Genomic DNA, 16,880 nt, shown 5'->3' with positions numbered 1-16,880 from the left:
TCTTTCATTTAGATTCAATTGCTATATTAATCAATAATTTTATAATAACATAAATTTTAATATTAATTATAACTTTTAAATAAAAATATGTGTAACTATTTTAATTTTAGATATTACATAGTTATAATATCTAAAATTAACAATATGATTATTCATTTTAATTTAAAATATTTTAATATTTTAAAAACCTAATTTGTATAAATATTTTGTTCATTACAAAAACTATTTATATAATTTAAGGAGATGATAATATGATAACTAGTAATTCTTTTAATAATGTTACACTTCCTTCTAAAAATATATTAAGAGATAATGAAGAACATTTTTTTAAACATAATTTTACTAATACATACTCTCAAAATGAATTTTCTAATTTAATTTTAAACTCCAATTTAGAAAATAATAATATTATAAAATAATTGATATATTGTTCCTTAAGTATTATAATATTAGGTAATAATAATTGTTAATTAAGGAGTGTTATTATGATAAAAGTTTATACTACAAATTCTTGTCCTTGGTGTGTTAAAGTTAAAAATTATTTAAAATCAAAAAATTTTAACTTTCAAGAATTAAATGTTCAAGAGGATATGATTGCTAGAGAAGAAATGGTTAAAAAATCTAAACAAATGGGCGTACCCGTATTAGATATAAATGATACTATAATTATCGGATTTGACAAATCCTCTATAGATGAAGCTCTAAGCAAATAAATCTACATTATCAATAATAAAAAGACTTGGTAACACTTATAATTATTTACCAAGTCTTCTTTTGTTTTATTCATTAACTAAAAAACATTAATTTTTTTAAATTCTTATATACTCATCTATTTTTTTCTTATCAAAACCAACAATTATATTACCAGACATATCTATCACAGGTACACTTCTTTGACCTGATACTTTAAATACCTCTTCTCTATCTTCATGCTTATCAGCAACATTTATTTCTTCATACTTTAAGCCTTTTAAATCAAAATACTTCTTTGTTTTTATACAATCTGGACACCATGATGTTGAATAAATTTTTATCATATATTATCTCTCCTTTTGCACTATATATTTTTCAGCATTTAACAACGCTATTGTTCCATCTGAAACAGCTGTAGTTATTTGTCTATATTTCTTTTCACGTACATCACCAACTGCATATACTCCATCTATATTAGTTTCCATATCTTCATTAGTAATTATATATCCATAATCATTCACTTTTAAATACTTATCAAATCCATTTGTTTTTGGTTCTGTACCAATGTATCCAAATACAGCATCAAGCTTTAAATTACTTAGTTTACCTGTATTTTTATTTTTAATAACTACTTCATCCAAAAAGTTTTCACCTTTTAAATCTACTAAATCTTCATTAAACAAAACTTCTATTTTAGGATGATTTAGTACCTCATCTATTAAAGATTTTTCTCCATTAAAATAATCATGTCTTCTAATAATAAAAACTTTTTCAGCAAATTTAGTTAAAAAAATTGCTTCTTCTAGTGCTGAGTTTCCTCCACCTACTACACCAATTTTTTTGCCTTCATATATAGCACCATCACAAACAGCACAATAATGAACACCTTTGCCTTGGTACTTTGACTCATTTAACACTGGTATTTTTTTAGGTGAAGCTCCTGTTGCAATTATTACAGATTTAGGTTTATATATATAACTTTCAGTTTCTACAATTTTCTTATCTTCATATAGTTCTACATTTTCTATTAAATCAAATTCATCTATAGTTACTCCTAATGATTCAACTTGTTTTTGAAAAATATCTGCTAATTCTGATCCTGATATCTTTTCAAATCCAGGATAGTTTTCAATAGTATAACTATTTCTTACCTGACCACCTATAATTTTTTCTTCTAAAACAATCATATCTAATTTTGCTCTTCCACCATAAATTGCTGCTGCTAATCCAGCAGGACCTGCACCAACTACTATTAAATCTATTTCTTTTTCTTGTTTAGCCATAAATTCACCTCTCGTCTTTTAAATAAATTTTATCTAACAAATTTATTTAAAATTGTATAAGTTAATTATTTTCTTAAATTAACTATTATATTTATAATTCTATCACTTAATACTTAATTAATAAACACTATTATTAAATAAATATTATTTAACTGTAAGTTAATAAATAAAATAACTATACTTATTTTAGTATTACTAAGTTTAAATCTTAATTCATCATTTGTTTATATATCATTATTCAAATAAACATATATAAACAAATTTATCTAAAAAATCACTTTAACGTATATAAACACATTAAAGTGATTTTAAAATAGTTTTACACTATTAATACACATTCAAATAAATAGCTAGTCAGTATGGCTAGTTTATCTTGTAAACTGCTTCTCTTCTGAACCTACTAATAGCACACAACCATTAATATAACCCAAGTCATTTTGTTTCACAAAATATCCGTTGCATATTTGACTTGGTATTTATTTTCGCATTCCTAATCTAATTTTGTAAATACTAAATTATCTTCTGATTGATTTACTTTAATTCTATCACCAATCTTTATATTACCTAAAAGTATCTCTTCACTAAGTTTATCTTCTACTTCTTTTGTAATAATTCTTCTTAAAGGTCTTGCTCCATAATTTAAATCCACTCTCTTATTAATCAAGAACTTCTTGCTATCTTTTTCAAAATTCAAATGTATATTTCTATCTTGAAGCCTTTTAGTAATAGATTTTAGCATTAAATCAACTATATCTAAAAGATCCTCTTCTTTTAATTTGTGGAATACTATCGTATCATCTATTCTATTTAAAAATTCAGGTTTAAAACTTCGCTTTAATTCTTCTAATACATTTTCTTTCATCTTTTCATATTCAGAATTTTCATCTACATTAGTATTGAATCCAATTGATTTTTGTTTCTTTATTTCATGAGCTCCTACATTAGAAGTCATTATAACTATTGTATTTTTAAAATTAACTACCTTTCCATGAGAATCTGTAAGTCTTCCATCTTCCATTATTTGAAGTAATATATTAAACACATCTGAATGTGCTTTTTCAATTTCATCTAAAAGAACTACCGAATAAGGTTTTCTTCTAACTGCTTCTGTTAATTGACCACCTTCATCATAACCTACATATCCTGGAGGTGAACCTATTAATTTAGATACAGAATTACTTTCCATATATTCAGACATATCTATTCTAATAATACTATTTTCATCTCCAAACATAGTTTCAGCTAAAGCTTTTGAAAGTTCTGTCTTTCCAACACCAGTAGGTCCTAAAAATATAAATGTACCTATTGGTCTATTAGGATCTTTTATTCCAACTCTAGCCCTTCTTACAGCTTTAGCTATAGATTTAACAGCTTCATTTTGACCTATAACCCTCTTTTGTAATATTTCTTCAAGTTTTAATAATTTTTCACTTTCTTTTTCTGTGAGTTTTTTAGCTGGTATCCTAGTCCAAGCGGACACAACCTCTGCTATATCTTCCTCATCTACACTTAATTGTTTATTAGAATTTTTATCATGCCAATCTTTTCTAAGTGATTCTAATTCATTTTTTAGATTATTCTCAAGATCTCGCATATTAGCTGCTTTTTCAAAATCTTGAACTCTTATGCATTCTTCTTTTTCTTTAATGACGTTTTTTATTTTTTCTTCAATTTCTTTTAAATTAGCAGGAGGTATTAAATTTTTAATTCTAACCTTAGCAGCTGCTTCATCTATTAGATCAATAGCCTTATCTGGCATAAATCTATCTGATACATATCGATCAGATAATTCAACAGCTGCTTCTAATGCTTTATCTGTAATATTAACTTTATGATGATCCTCATACTTATTTTTTAGACCTTTTAATATTATTAAAGTCTCTTCTTTTGATGGTTCACCAACATTAACAGGTTGAAATCTTCTTTCTAACGCAGAATCTTTTTCTATATGCTTTCTATATTCATTTATAGTAGTTGCACCTATACATTGAATTTCACCTCTAGAAAGTGCTGGTTTTAATATATTAGAAGCATCTATAGCACCTTCTGCTGCGCCTGCACCTATTATAGTGTGAATTTCATCTATAAATATTATAATACTTTTATCTTTTTCTATTTCTAGCATTACTTTTTTTAGTCTATCTTCAAACTCACCTCTGTACTTTGCACCTGCAAGTAATGCAGTTAAATCTAAAGTTACTATTCTTTTATTTCTTAAAATTTCAGGTATATTACCTTCTACAATTCTTTGAGCTAATCCTTCTACAACAGCTGTTTTTCCTACTCCTGGTTCACCTATTAGACAAGGATTGTTCTTTATTCTTCTACATAATATTTCTAATACTCTTTGATTTTCTGAATCTCTTCCTATCACAGGATCTAACTTTCCTTCTCTTGCAATTTCAGTTAAATCTCTTCCATATTTATCCAACATAGGCGTTTTAGTTTTTTCCGACTTTTTAGATTTAACTTCTTCATTGCTATCTACAAATTCATTATTTAAAAATATAGATAATTTATCTTTTACTTCTTTAAAATTTAATTTTAAATTTTTTAATATAGTATATGCCATTCCTTCGTCTTGATTAAGTAATGCCATTAATATATGCTCTGGACTAACATTTTTATGATTAAATTTTTTAGCTTCAACAAAACTTTTATCAATAAGTCTTTTAGCTCTAGGTGTTAATAAAATATCGTCTTCAGGCATTTGCAATTCACCATAACCTAAATATCTATTAATCATATCACGAACTATTTCAGCATCAATACCAAATTCATTTAATATTTTAGATTGATCACCATTTTCTTTAACTAAACCTAATAATAAATGTTCTGTTCCTACATATCCATGTTTAAATTCTTGTGATTCAATTTGCGCTTCTAATATTACTGATTGAGTTCTTTCTGTAAATTTATTGAAATCCATACTAAAAAAATCCCTCCCTTATCTCATTTAATTCTAAGCTAATACTGATTTTACAAATTTAGCTCTTTCATAATTAAGTTCTTTACTTGAAAGCTTTCTTTTTAAATAGTTTTGAAGTGATGAATCTCTAGTATAAACTAATAATTTATTTAATTTACTTTGAGGAATATCTAATAATGATAATTCAACTCCAAACCTTACACTAGATAATAATTCTATACATTCTTTTTCCCCTAATAAGATAGCAGAAGTTAAAATACCATATGCTCTAAAAATTTTATCTTCTATATCATATTTACATTTTGTTAATAAAACTTCTCTAAACTTCTTTTCTTCACAAATAACATTTGATACTGCACCTTTTAAATTATCTATTATTTCTTCTTCTGTTAATCCTAAAGTTACTTGATTAGATATTTTATATATATTTCCATAAGATTTATTACCTTCTTCATAGATAGCTTTCATATCCATTCCAATTTGAGTTAATCCTTTTGAAAAATTATTTATTTCATTGCTAAAATTTAAAGCTGGTAAATGAATATTAACGGCTGCTCTCATTCCTGTACCTAAGTTTGTAGGAGAAGTAGTTAAATAACCTAAATTTTCATCAAATGCATAATGAACTCGCTTTTCTATTTTATCATCAAGCTTTGTTATACTATCAAATGTAGTATCTAAATCAAAACCGGCTGTTATACATTTTACTTTTAAGTGATCATCTTCATTTATCATAATGCTTAAAGTTTCTTCACCATTTAAAATAAATGCAGTTTTATCTTTATTTTTTATTAATTCTTTACTTATCAATTGCTTATCTAAATAGCTATTAATTGTTTCTTTATCTTCATTCCATAATTGATATATACAACAGTCATCTTCAAGTTCACTTCTAATAACTTGATAAATAAATCCTGCATTTTCTCTAGCTTCTATCTTATCTAGTTTATTGGAAAAAGGTTTTTCTTTTAGGTTTCTAGTTAAAGAAATATTAGTATTTATAACTATATCTTCTCTATTACATTCTTCATTAATCCAGTTTTTCATTACCTTTTTCCTCCTTAACTAAAAATACCTTGCTATCTTTGCTGTTAATAAATATAAAATCTTCTAATTCTTTAATCTCATCCCTTAATACAGCTGCCTTTTCATATTCTTCTAGTTTAATAGCATTTTGTAATTCTTGCTTTAATTTTATTATTTTTTTTCTTTTAATTAAGGATTCACCATCATACTTAGGAATTTTTCCTACATGTTTTACATTTCCATGAATTCTTTTTACTATAGGCTTTATATATTCAGAAAATACATTATAGCACTCACTACAACCTAATTTACCTGTTTTTTCAAATTCAGAATAATTCATTTTACATTTTGGACAAACAAGTTCTTTTGGCTTTTCTTTTTTATCACCAAGATTATTTAAAAATCCTGTTAATATATTTTCAAATTGTAATCCACTAATTTCATTTAAAGAATTTATAAATGGTATATCTGATATATCTTTAGCACAAGATTCACATAACCAAATTTCATTTTTTTCTCCATTAACTATTTTCACTAAATTAATTTTAGCCTCATTCTTTTTACATTTTTCACATAACATATAATCCCCACCTCTTAAGATAAAATAACCATAATCATTGCTTTAAGAATATCTGCCCTTATTTTATTTCTGTTTTCAGCTGAAATTAAAGTTCTATCATTTACAGCTATTTTCATCAATTCACATTCTTTTTCTGTAATAACATCTGACTCGAATAGATTATCAATTATATTTACAGCATTATGATATGTTATTATATTACCTATACTTTGATTTATTATCTCCTCTCTTTTATTAGAACTATCATTATCTAATTGTTTGATAATAATATGACCACCGCCACCTCGTTTACTCTCAATTAAATAACCTTTATTATAAGTAAATCTAGTTGTTAAAACATAGTTTATTTGTGACGGAGCACACCTAAATTGATCAGCCAATTCATTACGCTGTATCAAAACTATATTATCTCCACTATCATTAAACATCTCTTTTATAAATTCTTCAATTATATCTGAAAGTTTTGCCATAAGTTCACCTACCTAAACATAAGTTTATATTTTTGTTTTTGACTTACTTTGACTTTTTAGTTATTATACTATATTTATATTATAATTTAAAATACTATATTTATTAAAATATGAATAAAACTTTACTAGATGTTAAATATATTTAATATACAACTTTATATATTTTAAAAAGGAATTTAAATTATGAAATTAACTTGGTATGGACATTCTTGTTTTTTAATAACAAGTAATAATGGTAAAAGAATATTAATAGACCCATTTGATGATTCTATAGGATACAGTAATAATTTTCTTCATTCTGATATTATAACAATCAGTCATAATCACTTTGATCATTCATTTTTAAAAAACAATGATAATAATATAAAAATTATTAATACCCCTGGTAGATTTGATTTTGACTTTGCTAGTATTGAAGGTTTTTCTTCATTTCATGATAAATTAAATGGATTAAAAAGAGGAACTAATATAATATATACTTTTACATTAGATAAGTTGAAAATTTGTCATCTGGGAGATTTAGGAGAAATTCCATCAGAATTAATTTCCAAAAGATTAGAAGATATCGATATTTTACTTGTTCCAATAGGAGGACATTTTACTTTAAATGGTGAAGAAGGTGCTAAAATAAGTAAATTAATTTCACCCAAATACATAATTCCTATTCATTATAAAACTTTTAAGTCGTTACTTTATCTAGATGACCCTAAAAACTTTTTAATAAATATGAATAATGTCGAAAAAATTAACTCTAATATACTAACTAGTGATGATTTAAAATTATATAAGGAAAATTCTGTTTTATTATTATCTCCTCCATAAAATTGTATAGAAAAAGTGGCTATTCCACTTTAACTCTCTACTTTTCACTGTCTGCTCTTAACTGATATTTAAAATAATGATGCCACATATGCTTACTTTTTATTGTTTAAATGTACTCATAATATATTTAAAATGCAGTATTTTTAAAATTATCCACATATTCTTTAGTAATATAATTTCATAAAGAATAAAAAAGATCGTCTAATGACGATCTTTTTTACTATTCTTGAACTGGAGCACCAACTGGACAAACATTAGCACAGTTACCACAATCGATACAAGTATCTGCATCAATAACGTAGTATGCGTCTCCTTGGCTTATAGCATTAACTGGACATTCTCCAGCACATGCTCCACAGCTTACACATGAATCATTAATTACGTATGCCATTAAAAACACCTCCTAAAATTGTATGATAATTAACCATCTACAATTTTATCATGTATTTTAATGTTTTAAAAGTACTTTGTGGTAAAAGTATGGATTTGATAACCTATTATATTGATAATTTACGAAATTTTTCTTTATATTTCTCTAATTTTCTTCTTTAATCAACTCTTTTATTAATTTTTTATCTTCTTCAGATTCAACCTCTAATTTTATATCTGAATTATCAACTGTTCCTTCATAGCTTCCTGAAATTAATTTAATTTCATCTATTTTATATACATCAATTACTTCTTCATCTCCACGCTTTAACTTAACTTTTACACTTTCTTTTACAGTTAAATTACCTATTACTTCTCCTTTTCCATCAGCGGTTTTAACTATTGATCCTACTTTGGGAAGTCGTGTTCTAATGTTTTCATAAGTACTTTGTTCATAATTTAAGCAACACATAAGTCTACCACATATTCCAGATATTTTAGTAGGATTTAAAGATAGATTTTGTTCTTTAGCCATTTTAATAGATACAGATGCAAAATCACCTAAAAAAGTAGAACAACACATCGGTCTTCCACATGGTCCTAAACCACCTATCATTTTAGCTTCATCTCTTACACCTATTTGTCTAAGTTCTATTCGAGTTTTAAATATAGTAGCTAAATCTTTAACTAATTCTCTAAAATCAACTCTTCCATCTGCTGTAAAGTAAAATATAACTTTATGATTATCAAATGTATATTCTACATCTATCAATTTCATCTCTAAGCCATGTTCTTGTATTTTTTTTAAACATATTTCTAAAGCTTTATTTTCTTTGCTTTTATTATCTTTATGTTTTTGAATATCCTTTTCGTCAGCAATTCTTATCACTTCTTTTAAAGGTGATACTATTTCATCTTCTGATATATTTTTTATTCCTATAACACATTGACCAAATTCTATACCTCTAGCTGTTTCAACTATTACATAGTCTTCTTTTTTAACAGCAAAATTCACTGGATCAAAATAATAAATTTTTCCTGCCTTTTTAAATCTTACTCCAATAACTTTTATCATAAAATTATACCTCCACAAATCCCATAAGTAATACTGTTATGGTCATTGAATAATTATTGTTGTTATTCAAACTGATTCTAGCTTCTTTTATGTATTCTAACATAGAATTAAGCTTTTTATAAGACATTCTTATTGATATGTCTTCTATTTCTTTAAGTTTATCGAAATTTACAATTAAACCATTAGAATCTAATTCCTTCAAGAACATTATATCCCTTATATATGAAATTAGTATATTCAAGACCTCATCTTGTTTATCTTTATAACCACCTAATATTTCTTTATATTTTAAAACAAAATCTTCTTTTTTATTTTCTAAATCATATAATAATTCTAATAATATATTTCTTAATTTATTTAACTTATGATCTTCTATAAATTTTTCGACTTTTCCTGGAATCCCTTGACTGTATGCTAAAGCTGCTTTTCTATTTTCCAAATCTATATCACAATACTTATAACTTATATATTTATCAATTTCATCTTTAGATAATGGCGTTAATTTATAAGTTTGACAACGTGATTTTATAGTATCTAAAATTAATTCTAATGATTCACTAAGAAGTATTAAATATACTCCTTTGGGAGGCTCTTCTATAGTTTTTAATAATGCATTTTGCGCTTGAATAGTCATCTTTTCACACTTATGAAGTATTAATACTTTCTTATCACCTTGAAATGGCTTTTTAGCTACTTCTTCTATAATATTTCTTATATCGTCTACTCCAAATGAAGAAGACAGAGGGCTATAATTTATAATATCTACAAACTCTTTATTACCCTCTAGTCCCAACATACTATTTGCAAGATAAGTTGCAATTAAACTTTTTCCAATCCCATCATCACCAATAATTAAATTAGCATGAGAAAAAGCATTATTTTTTTTTCTTAAATTGAATCCATTAATAATTCTTTCATGACCAATAATTTCCCTCAATGCTTCTTCTCCTTATATTCTTATAAATTTATCAACATCTACAACAAATACAGTTGCTCCACCTACAGTAATTTGCATAGGACATTGTTGAATATACCCGCCCTCATTACTGCTTAAAGGTGTTGGGGCTATCACTGTTTCTTTTCTCTTTTTACATACATTCTTAATTATCTCTATTACTTCATCAAGTTTTTCTTCTTCTACTCCAACCATCAAAGTTGTATTTCCTGCTTTTAAAAACCCACCAGTAGTAGCTAGCTTAGTTACTCGAAAATTTTTCTCTGTTAATGAATCTAATACATCAATTGCATCTTCATCTTGTACTATAGCAATAACTAATTTCATATCCTCTCCACCTCTAATTCATATTATTCTTAATTTTATTTTACCATAAATGTTTATATTCTTAATTATATACTATACATACTTCTTAACTTCTTTATAAATTTCTTCATGAATTTCATCTATTGTCTTTAAATTTTCACCATCAGTACATTCTATTTTATTCCAGTTATATTTGTCCGATATTTCCAATGAATTATAATAAGATTTAATTAAATATTCCTTATTATTTTCATGTATATCTTTTTCCTTTTCACCTGTAAATTTATTATTTCTATCCTTCATTAATTTCTGACTTATTTTAGGTAATACATCTAAAAATATTACACAATCAGGAATAGGTAACTTATATAGATTAAATTCTAAATCATATAACCAATCTAAATATTTATTTTTTTCTTCCTTATCCATTTTTACTGCTTGATGAACCATATTTGATGTAGTATACCTATCAGAAATGATTATTCCACCATCATTATAAAACTCTTTCCATTCTTTATTGTATGAAGCAAATCTATCAATAGCATAGAAAGTTGATGCTACATATGCATTTACATCTTCTGGCTTATTTCCAAATTCACCACTTAAGTACATCTTAACGGGCATACATGCTGGACTATCATAATTAGGATATGTTATTTTCTTTACTTTATATCCTTCTTCCAATAATCTATCATATAATTTTTTTGCTTGAGTAGCTTTTCCTGAAGCATCTGATCCACTCTCTATTATAATTAGTTTACCTTTTTTCATAATAAAATCCCCCATAATAGTTTATTCTATAATTCTTATATAAATTTTAAACTTATAATCTATATAGATTTAAAATTCCTATAAAATAAAAATAGCTATATAATTAAATATAGCTTTTAATAAATCTAAATTTAAAACAAATTTTTTTATCTTTTAAATAATGTATCTTTTAGCTTATCTTTAAAATAATTATATTTAGGATTTACAATGCTAATATTAGTTAATTCACATTCACAATGAGAACATATCTTTTTCCCTTTTAATATTATACCACTACCTTCTTTTTTACCACATAAAAAACATACTTTATTATTCAAAATTATATATACCCCCTAATACTTCTTTTAGCTTAATTATGTCCATATACAAATTTTTTAATCTTAAATTTACTTATATATTTTTCTTTTAATTCATAATAACAAATATTTTTTTAATAGTTGGAAAAAATAAAATTAAATAATATTTGGGAGGATTGTATTATGAAACAAAAAATGAATTCATTTATAGAGACTTGTGATAAAGAACTTATTGATTTAAGTTCTTATTTATATAATAATCCAGAAGAAAGTTATGCTGAAACTAATTCATCAAAATATATATGTGATTTATTAAATAAGTATAATTTTGAAGTTACTAATAACTTTTTAGATATTTCTAATTCTTTTGTATGTAAAAAAGGTACTGGGTATCCTAAAATATGTTTTTTAAGCGAATATGATGCTGTAAAAGGTTATGGACATATAACAGGACATAATGCTTTAAGTACAATATCAATTGGAGCTGCTCTAGCATTAGGAAGTATTGTTGATAAAATAGGAGGATCTGTTATAGTTATAGGCTGTCCAGGAGAATATTTAGGTGGAACTAAAGCTGTTATGGCTAGGCAAGGAGTTTTTGATGATATAGATGTTGTGATGCTAGCACATCCAGATGTAGTAACAAGTGAAAGTGGAACATCATCATCAATAATTCCTTTAAGTATACAATACAGTGGAACTGATGGTTTAGCCTTTTTAAATCAAAATACATATACAGCATTAGATGCTGTATTATTAAATTTAAATATATTAAATTCACTACAAAAAGGATTTCCAAAAAATTTAGATATAAACTCAATTTTATCTAAAGGTGGTTATACTCCTTTATTATTACCATATGAAGCAGAAGCTAAATTTTATATAAGAAGTAATAATTATAAAACTGCTGAATGGGCTGATAATAAACTTAGAACCATAGCTAAATATATTTCAGAGTTAACAAATTTAGAATATACGGCTTCTTTATATGAACCATCAAACAAAGAACTAATAACTAATAGAACTCTTAATAGATTATTTAGTCATAATTTAAAAGAAAGTGGAATAATTGATATTGGAAAACCTCGTGATATATATGCTGGTTTAAGTTTAGGAGATGTTAGTCATAAGGTTCCTTGTATACATCCTTATATACGCATAACTGATGATCCTAATATTAAGTATGGAACAAAAGATTTTGCTAATGCTACTCAATCAAATTTTGCACATAAACAATGTAAAAATGCTTCCCTAGCATTAGCCTACACAGGAATGGATTTAATACAAAATGAAAATCTTCTTAATGAAGTAAAGACTGATTTTTTTAATAATAAAACTATATAAATAAAGGTACTCTTAGAGTACCTTTATTTATATAGTAAACATATATTTTTATTATAATTTAGTTATTTATATTTAATCTTTTTATAAGTTTCTCACTTGGATTAAAGGTAAACTTATAATACACATTTTCTCTTTTGTATACACAACAATATTTATTCTTATTAATTGTACCACAAGAATAATTACCTTTATTCTTTATTGTGTATTCTTTTGGTATATAATTCTCTTTTCCAATATAAACAATATCATCTAGATTTATACTTTCTAAGTTTTTTTCATTATTATTGAAAATTTTATTAATAATAAGCTTGTTCGCAATAATTAAATATTTATATGATATCTTGCATTTGATTATTTCAAAAAATATTATACTCAAAGTTAAAAACGTAATTGTAATATTATAAAATTTAACAAACATCGCATTTTTTATACCCAAAATACTTATTCCTTGATATAAATATAACATTGCTGTAATTATAAGTAATACTACCGCTATAACAGGTGCCTTCTTTTTTATGACTACCTCTTTATGCATTAATATTTTCCTCCATATTTCAATAATTAAAATAACATTATGATTATACTAAGCTTTTCAATATAATGCTATTTTCAAATAACCTCATATTCCTTTATATTTCCGATAAATATTAAAATATCATTAATTTTTGCTTTTTAATTATATGTTTTCTATGTTTTAATCCTATTTCCTTATTATAAAAGCTGATTTTTCTCTTTAACTTATTATTATAGCATATTCGTAATATCTTTATTATAATAGTATAATGATATAATAAATATACTTGGAGGTGATTTTATTGATTCAAATTTACAAAAGTCAGAGTGAATTAAATTCAAACTTAAAATCTATTGATAGTATTGAAAATGGTTGTTGGATAAATATAGTGGCTCCATCAGAAGAAGAACTTATACTTGTATCTAAAAAAACTGGTATATCTATTGATTTCTTAAACGCTGCTTTAGATGATGAGGAAACATCTCGAATAGATATTGAAGATGATGCTATATTAGTTATAGTAGATATACCATTTACTGAAATGGAAGAAAACTCTTTAACATATGATACCTATCCACTTGCCATAATACATACTAACAAATTGTTAGTTACTATATGTTTAAAAAATAGTAAAATCATAACTGACTTTGCTAATGCTAGAATAAAATCATTTTTTACATTTAAAAAATCAAGATTTATACTACAAATATTAAATAGGATATCCACTTACTACTTATTGTATTTAAGACAGATAGATAAAAAAAGTCTAATGATTGAGAAAAGATTACATAAATCAATGAAAAATAGGGAGCTTATTCAGCTTCATTCTCTAGAAAAATCTCTTGTATATTTCTCTACCTCATTAAAAGCTAATGAAATAACATTAGAAAAGATGTTAAAATTAGAAATTATGCAAAAGTATGAAGAAGATAAAGATGTATTAGAAGATGTTATTATTGAAAATAAGCAAGCTATAGAAATGACAGAAATTTATAGCAATATTTTAGCTAGTACAATGGATTTCTTTGCATCTGTTATATCAAATAACTTAAATATAGTTATGAAAGTATTAGCTTCTGTAACTATCCTTATGGCAATTCCTACTATTATAAGTGGAATATTTGGTATGAATGTTATATTACCATTTGCAAAAGATCCAAATGGATTTCCAATAGTTATGATATTAACACTTGGAATATGCTTTATAGTGGCATTTATCTTATATAAAAAAGATATGTTTAATTAATCTAAAGCCTATATTAATATACAATAAAAATGTCTATTAATATAGGTTTTTATATTACCTAAAAATATTAATTTCATTTTTTATAAATGAAAGTTGTATAAACAATATCTACAACTTATCCACATAAAAACATTATTTATATGAGTTTTTTAAATAAATTGTTGATAACTTTTTAATAACCGGATTTTTTGTGGATAATTTTTAATCTTTTTGTTTAAAAATTTAGAAATGTCTAATAGAAAAAATCACTAAACTTAAATACTTTAAAATAACAATCATTATATTAAAAGTATACAATTAAAAATTATTTATAATATAAAACTTTTAATTTGCAAATAAAAAAAACCTTGAATGATAATTCAAGGTTTTTAATGGAGGCGCCACCCAGATTTGAACTGGGGATAAAGGTTTTGCAGACCTCTGCCTTACCACTTGGCTATAGCGCCATGGTGGCTCGAACTGGAATCGAACCAGTGACACGAGGATTTTCAGTCCTCTGCTCTACCGACTGAGCTATCGAGCCATTCACCTGGCAACGTCCTAATCTCCCACACAGTCTCCCATGCAGTACCTTCGGCGCTATGGATCTTAACTATCCTGTTCGGAATGGGTAGGAGTGTTACTTCCATGCCATCATCACCAGATTATTTTGAAAGATTGTTCTTTCAAAATTACACATAATTTATATATAATATTTATTGGTCAAGCCCTCGACCTATTAGTATCAGTCAGCTAAATATGTTACCACACTTACACCTCTGACCTATCAACCTTGTAGTCTTCAAGGGGTCTTACTAGCTTACGCTATGGGAAATCTCATCTTGAAGGAGGCTTCACGCTTAGATGCTTTCAGCGTTTATCCCGTCCCGACTTAGCTACCCAGCTATGCTTCTGGCGAAACAACTGGTACACCATAGGTCGGTCCATCCCGGTCCTCTCGTACTAAGGACAGCTCTTCTCAAATTTCCTGCGCCCGCGACGGATAGGGACCGAACTGTCTCACGACGTTCTGAACCCAGCTCGCGTGCCGCTTTAATGGGCGAACAGCCCAACCCTTGGGACCTACTTCAGCCCCAGGATGCGACGAGCCGACATCGAGGTGCCAAACCTCCCCGTCGATGTGAACTCTTGGGGGAGATCAGCCTGTTATCCCCGAGGTAGCTTTTATCCGTTGAGCGATGGCCCTCCCACGAGGTACCACCGGATCACTAAGCCCGACTTTCGTCCCTGCTCGACTTGTAGGTCTCGCAGTCAGGCTCCCTTCTGCCTTTGCACTCTACGAACGATTTCCGACCGTTCTGAGGGAACCTTTGGGCGCCTCCGTTACTTTTTAGGAGGCGACCGCCCCAGTCAAACTGCCCACCTAACAATGTCCTGTCACCAGATTCATGGCATCCAGTTAGAATTCCAGTACTATCAGGGTGGTATCCCAAGGATGACTCCATCAAAGCTGACGCTCTGATTTCCCAGTCTCCCACCTATCCTGTACAGACAATACCGAAATTCAATGCTAAGCTACAGTAAAGCTCTACGGGGTCTTTCCGTCCAATCGCGGGTAGCGAGCATCTTCACTCGCACTACAACTTCGCCGGATTTGCAGTTGAGACAGTGCACAAGTCATTACGCCATTCGTGCGGGTCAGAACTTACCTGACAAGGAATTTCGCTACCTTAGGACCGTTATAGTTACGGCCGCCGTTTACTGGGGCTTAAGTTCACACCTTCGCTTACGCTAAGTGTTCCCCTTAACCTTCCAGCACCGGGCAGGCGTCAGCCCCTATACATCAGCTTTCGCTTTAGCAGAGACCTGTGTTTTTGTTAAACAGTTGCTTGTGCCTATTCTCTGCGGCCTGCTCTCGCAGGCACCCCTTCTCCCGAAGTTACGGGGTCAATTTGCCTAGTTCCTTAACTGCAATTCTTCCGCCGGCCTTAGGATTCTCTCCTCACCTACCTGTGTCGGTTTGCGGTACGGGCACTACTTCTCTTTCTAGATGCTTTTCTTGGAAGCATGGAATCAGATACTTCGGTTCCGTAGAACCTTCCCCATCACGCCTCAGGATTGTTAGAACGGATTTGCCTATTCTAACTCCCTAAACGCTTAGACTAGCATCCAATAGCTAGCACATCCTATCCTTCTCCGTCACACCATCGATAATAACGATAATAGTGGTATCGGAATATCAACCGATTGTCCATCGCCTA

Annotated in this window: 18 protein-coding genes, 2 tRNA genes and 2 rRNA genes (1 of these 22 running past the window's edge); 5 read left to right on the top strand and 17 right to left on the bottom strand. The window is 27.5% G+C overall.

Features of this window, described 5'->3' with window-relative positions; genetic code table 11:
- Nucleotides 1–251 precede the first annotated feature (251 nt).
- Nucleotides 252–419: a hypothetical protein gene (locus BGI42_RS16145; RefSeq protein WP_192875383.1), complete on the top strand. Its 168-nt coding sequence runs from the start codon at nucleotides 252–254 to the stop codon at nucleotides 417–419.
- Between the two features lie 66 nt (nucleotides 420–485).
- Nucleotides 486–713 carry a glutaredoxin family protein gene (locus BGI42_RS00935; protein WP_069678541.1) on the top strand — a complete coding sequence of 76 codons (228 nt, stop codon included), beginning with the start codon at nucleotides 486–488 and terminating at the stop codon, nucleotides 711–713.
- A gap of 96 nt (nucleotides 714–809) precedes the next feature.
- On the opposite strand, the gene BGI42_RS00930 is transcribed toward BGI42_RS00935, so the two are convergent.
- The 6 genes from BGI42_RS00930 to BGI42_RS00905 all read right to left on the bottom strand — a co-directional run bounded on the left by BGI42_RS00930 (nucleotide 810) and on the right by BGI42_RS00905 (nucleotide 6,981).
- Entirely contained in the window at nucleotides 810–1,037 is a 228-nt protein-coding gene (locus BGI42_RS00930) for a glutaredoxin domain-containing protein (protein ID WP_069678540.1), read from the bottom strand.
- Nucleotides 1,038–1,040: 3 nt separating this feature from the next.
- Nucleotides 1,041–1,976, bottom strand: a complete 936-nt coding sequence (locus BGI42_RS00925; protein WP_069678539.1) for an NAD(P)/FAD-dependent oxidoreductase — start codon at nucleotides 1,974–1,976, stop codon at nucleotides 1,041–1,043.
- Between the two features lie 490 nt (nucleotides 1,977–2,466).
- Nucleotides 2,467–4,905, bottom strand: coding sequence for an ATP-dependent Clp protease ATP-binding subunit (locus tag BGI42_RS00920; RefSeq protein WP_069678538.1), 2,439 nt, complete (start codon nucleotides 4,903–4,905; stop codon nucleotides 2,467–2,469).
- 33 nt (nucleotides 4,906–4,938) lie between these two features.
- Nucleotides 4,939–5,952 carry a protein arginine kinase gene (locus tag BGI42_RS00915; protein ID WP_069678537.1) on the bottom strand — a complete coding sequence of 338 codons (1,014 nt, stop codon included), beginning with the start codon at nucleotides 5,950–5,952 and terminating at the stop codon, nucleotides 4,939–4,941.
- Nucleotides 5,936–6,511: a UvrB/UvrC motif-containing protein gene (locus tag BGI42_RS00910; protein WP_069678536.1), complete on the bottom strand. Its 576-nt coding sequence runs from the start codon at nucleotides 6,509–6,511 to the stop codon at nucleotides 5,936–5,938. Before BGI42_RS00910 ends, BGI42_RS00915 begins: the two co-directional genes overlap by 17 nt.
- A 14-nt stretch (nucleotides 6,512–6,525) precedes the next feature.
- On the bottom strand, nucleotides 6,526–6,981 hold the full coding sequence (locus BGI42_RS00905) for a CtsR family transcriptional regulator (RefSeq protein WP_069678535.1): 456 nt from the start codon (nucleotides 6,979–6,981) through the stop codon (nucleotides 6,526–6,528).
- Nucleotides 6,982–7,164: 183 nt separating this feature from the next.
- Between BGI42_RS00905 and BGI42_RS00900 the strand changes: the two genes are divergently transcribed.
- Nucleotides 7,165–7,803 (top strand): MBL fold metallo-hydrolase, encoded by a 639-nt coding sequence (locus tag BGI42_RS00900; RefSeq protein ID WP_069678534.1) that lies wholly within the window; start codon nucleotides 7,165–7,167, stop codon nucleotides 7,801–7,803.
- Nucleotides 7,804–8,023: 220 nt separating this feature from the next.
- On the opposite strand, the gene BGI42_RS00895 is transcribed toward BGI42_RS00900, so the two are convergent.
- The 6 genes from BGI42_RS00895 to BGI42_RS00870 all read right to left on the bottom strand — a co-directional run bounded on the left by BGI42_RS00895 (nucleotide 8,024) and on the right by BGI42_RS00870 (nucleotide 11,596).
- Nucleotides 8,024–8,194 carry a DUF362 domain-containing protein gene (locus BGI42_RS00895; protein ID WP_069678533.1) on the bottom strand — a complete coding sequence of 57 codons (171 nt, stop codon included), beginning with the start codon at nucleotides 8,192–8,194 and terminating at the stop codon, nucleotides 8,024–8,026.
- A 144-nt stretch (nucleotides 8,195–8,338) separates the two neighbouring features.
- A complete protein-coding gene (locus BGI42_RS00890) occupies nucleotides 8,339–9,247 on the bottom strand; it encodes a PSP1 domain-containing protein (RefSeq protein WP_069678532.1) in 909 nt (302 codons plus the stop codon).
- 4 nt (nucleotides 9,248–9,251) lie between these two features.
- Complete coding sequence (locus tag BGI42_RS00885) at nucleotides 9,252–10,184, bottom strand: DNA polymerase III subunit delta' (protein ID WP_069678531.1); 933 nt, start codon at nucleotides 10,182–10,184, stop codon at nucleotides 9,252–9,254.
- A 12-nt stretch (nucleotides 10,185–10,196) separates the two neighbouring features.
- On the bottom strand, nucleotides 10,197–10,529 hold the full coding sequence (locus BGI42_RS00880; RefSeq protein WP_069678530.1) for a cyclic-di-AMP receptor: 333 nt from the start codon (nucleotides 10,527–10,529) through the stop codon (nucleotides 10,197–10,199).
- 72 nt (nucleotides 10,530–10,601) lie between these two features.
- A complete protein-coding gene (locus BGI42_RS00875) occupies nucleotides 10,602–11,279 on the bottom strand; it encodes a dTMP kinase (protein WP_069678529.1) in 678 nt (225 codons plus the stop codon).
- Between the two features lie 146 nt (nucleotides 11,280–11,425).
- Nucleotides 11,426–11,596 carry a sigma factor G inhibitor Gin gene (locus BGI42_RS00870; RefSeq protein ID WP_069678528.1) on the bottom strand — a complete coding sequence of 57 codons (171 nt, stop codon included), beginning with the start codon at nucleotides 11,594–11,596 and terminating at the stop codon, nucleotides 11,426–11,428.
- Nucleotides 11,597–11,758: 162 nt separating this feature from the next.
- Here BGI42_RS00870 and BGI42_RS00865 point away from each other — a divergent pair, with 162 nt between their 5' ends.
- A complete protein-coding gene (locus BGI42_RS00865) occupies nucleotides 11,759–12,919 on the top strand; it encodes a zinc-binding metallopeptidase family protein (protein WP_069678527.1) in 1,161 nt (386 codons plus the stop codon).
- A gap of 58 nt (nucleotides 12,920–12,977) precedes the next feature.
- On the opposite strand, the gene BGI42_RS00860 is transcribed toward BGI42_RS00865, so the two are convergent.
- A complete protein-coding gene (locus BGI42_RS00860) occupies nucleotides 12,978–13,454 on the bottom strand; it encodes a hypothetical protein (protein ID WP_069678526.1) in 477 nt (158 codons plus the stop codon).
- A 280-nt stretch (nucleotides 13,455–13,734) separates the two neighbouring features.
- Here BGI42_RS00860 and BGI42_RS00855 point away from each other — a divergent pair, with 280 nt between their 5' ends.
- Entirely contained in the window at nucleotides 13,735–14,679 is a 945-nt protein-coding gene (locus BGI42_RS00855) for a magnesium transporter CorA family protein (RefSeq protein WP_069678525.1), read from the top strand.
- A gap of 372 nt (nucleotides 14,680–15,051) precedes the next feature.
- Here the strand turns inward: BGI42_RS00855 and BGI42_RS00850 are convergent.
- From BGI42_RS00850 to BGI42_RS00835, 4 genes are all read right to left on the bottom strand, one after another.
- Nucleotides 15,052–15,125: transfer RNA gene (locus tag BGI42_RS00850), tRNA-Cys, on the bottom strand.
- Nucleotide 15,126: 1 nt separating this feature from the next.
- Nucleotides 15,127–15,202: transfer RNA gene (locus BGI42_RS00845), tRNA-Phe, on the bottom strand.
- A gap of 4 nt (nucleotides 15,203–15,206) precedes the next feature.
- Nucleotides 15,207–15,323, bottom strand: a 5S ribosomal RNA gene (gene rrf, locus BGI42_RS00840).
- A 54-nt stretch (nucleotides 15,324–15,377) separates the two neighbouring features.
- Nucleotides 15,378–16,880, bottom strand: a 23S ribosomal RNA gene (locus BGI42_RS00835) (it continues 1,406 nt past the right edge of the window).

The organism is Clostridium taeniosporum, from assembly GCF_001735765.2.
GTDB lineage: Bacteria > Bacillota > Clostridia > Clostridiales > Clostridiaceae > Clostridium > Clostridium taeniosporum.
Note: the sequence above shows the minus strand (reverse complement) of the source record. Positions and strands in the feature narration are given on the sequence as shown.

What these genes read in the sequence shown, in the direction of transcription:
- BGI42_RS00890 (WP_069678532.1), bottom strand. Translation starts at nt 9,247, where the DNA reads ATGATAAAAGTTATTGGAGTAAGATTTAAAAAGGCAGGAAAAATTTAT.
- BGI42_RS00875 (WP_069678529.1), bottom strand. Translation starts at nt 11,279, where the DNA reads ATGAAAAAAGGTAAACTAATTATAATAGAGAGTGGATCAGATGCTTCA.
- BGI42_RS00905 (WP_069678535.1), bottom strand. Translation starts at nt 6,981, where the DNA reads ATGGCAAAACTTTCAGATATAATTGAAGAATTTATAAAAGAGATGTTT.
- BGI42_RS00860 (WP_069678526.1), bottom strand. Translation starts at nt 13,454, where the DNA reads ATGCATAAAGAGGTAGTCATAAAAAAGAAGGCACCTGTTATAGCGGTA.
- BGI42_RS00935 (WP_069678541.1), top strand. Translation starts at nt 486, where the DNA reads ATGATAAAAGTTTATACTACAAATTCTTGTCCTTGGTGTGTTAAAGTT.
- BGI42_RS00920 (WP_069678538.1), bottom strand. Translation starts at nt 4,905, where the DNA reads ATGGATTTCAATAAATTTACAGAAAGAACTCAATCAGTAATATTAGAA.
- BGI42_RS00915 (WP_069678537.1), bottom strand. Translation starts at nt 5,952, where the DNA reads ATGAAAAACTGGATTAATGAAGAATGTAATAGAGAAGATATAGTTATA.
- BGI42_RS00910 (WP_069678536.1), bottom strand. Translation starts at nt 6,511, where the DNA reads ATGTTATGTGAAAAATGTAAAAAGAATGAGGCTAAAATTAATTTAGTG.
- BGI42_RS00865 (WP_069678527.1), top strand. Translation starts at nt 11,759, where the DNA reads ATGAAACAAAAAATGAATTCATTTATAGAGACTTGTGATAAAGAACTT.
- BGI42_RS00880 (WP_069678530.1), bottom strand. Translation starts at nt 10,529, where the DNA reads ATGAAATTAGTTATTGCTATAGTACAAGATGAAGATGCAATTGATGTA.
- BGI42_RS00930 (WP_069678540.1), bottom strand. Translation starts at nt 1,037, where the DNA reads ATGATAAAAATTTATTCAACATCATGGTGTCCAGATTGTATAAAAACA.
- BGI42_RS00895 (WP_069678533.1), bottom strand. Translation starts at nt 8,194, where the DNA reads ATGGCATACGTAATTAATGATTCATGTGTAAGCTGTGGAGCATGTGCT.
- BGI42_RS16145 (WP_192875383.1), top strand. Translation starts at nt 252, where the DNA reads ATGATAACTAGTAATTCTTTTAATAATGTTACACTTCCTTCTAAAAAT.
- BGI42_RS00925 (WP_069678539.1), bottom strand. Translation starts at nt 1,976, where the DNA reads ATGGCTAAACAAGAAAAAGAAATAGATTTAATAGTAGTTGGTGCAGGT.
- BGI42_RS00900 (WP_069678534.1), top strand. Translation starts at nt 7,165, where the DNA reads ATGAAATTAACTTGGTATGGACATTCTTGTTTTTTAATAACAAGTAAT.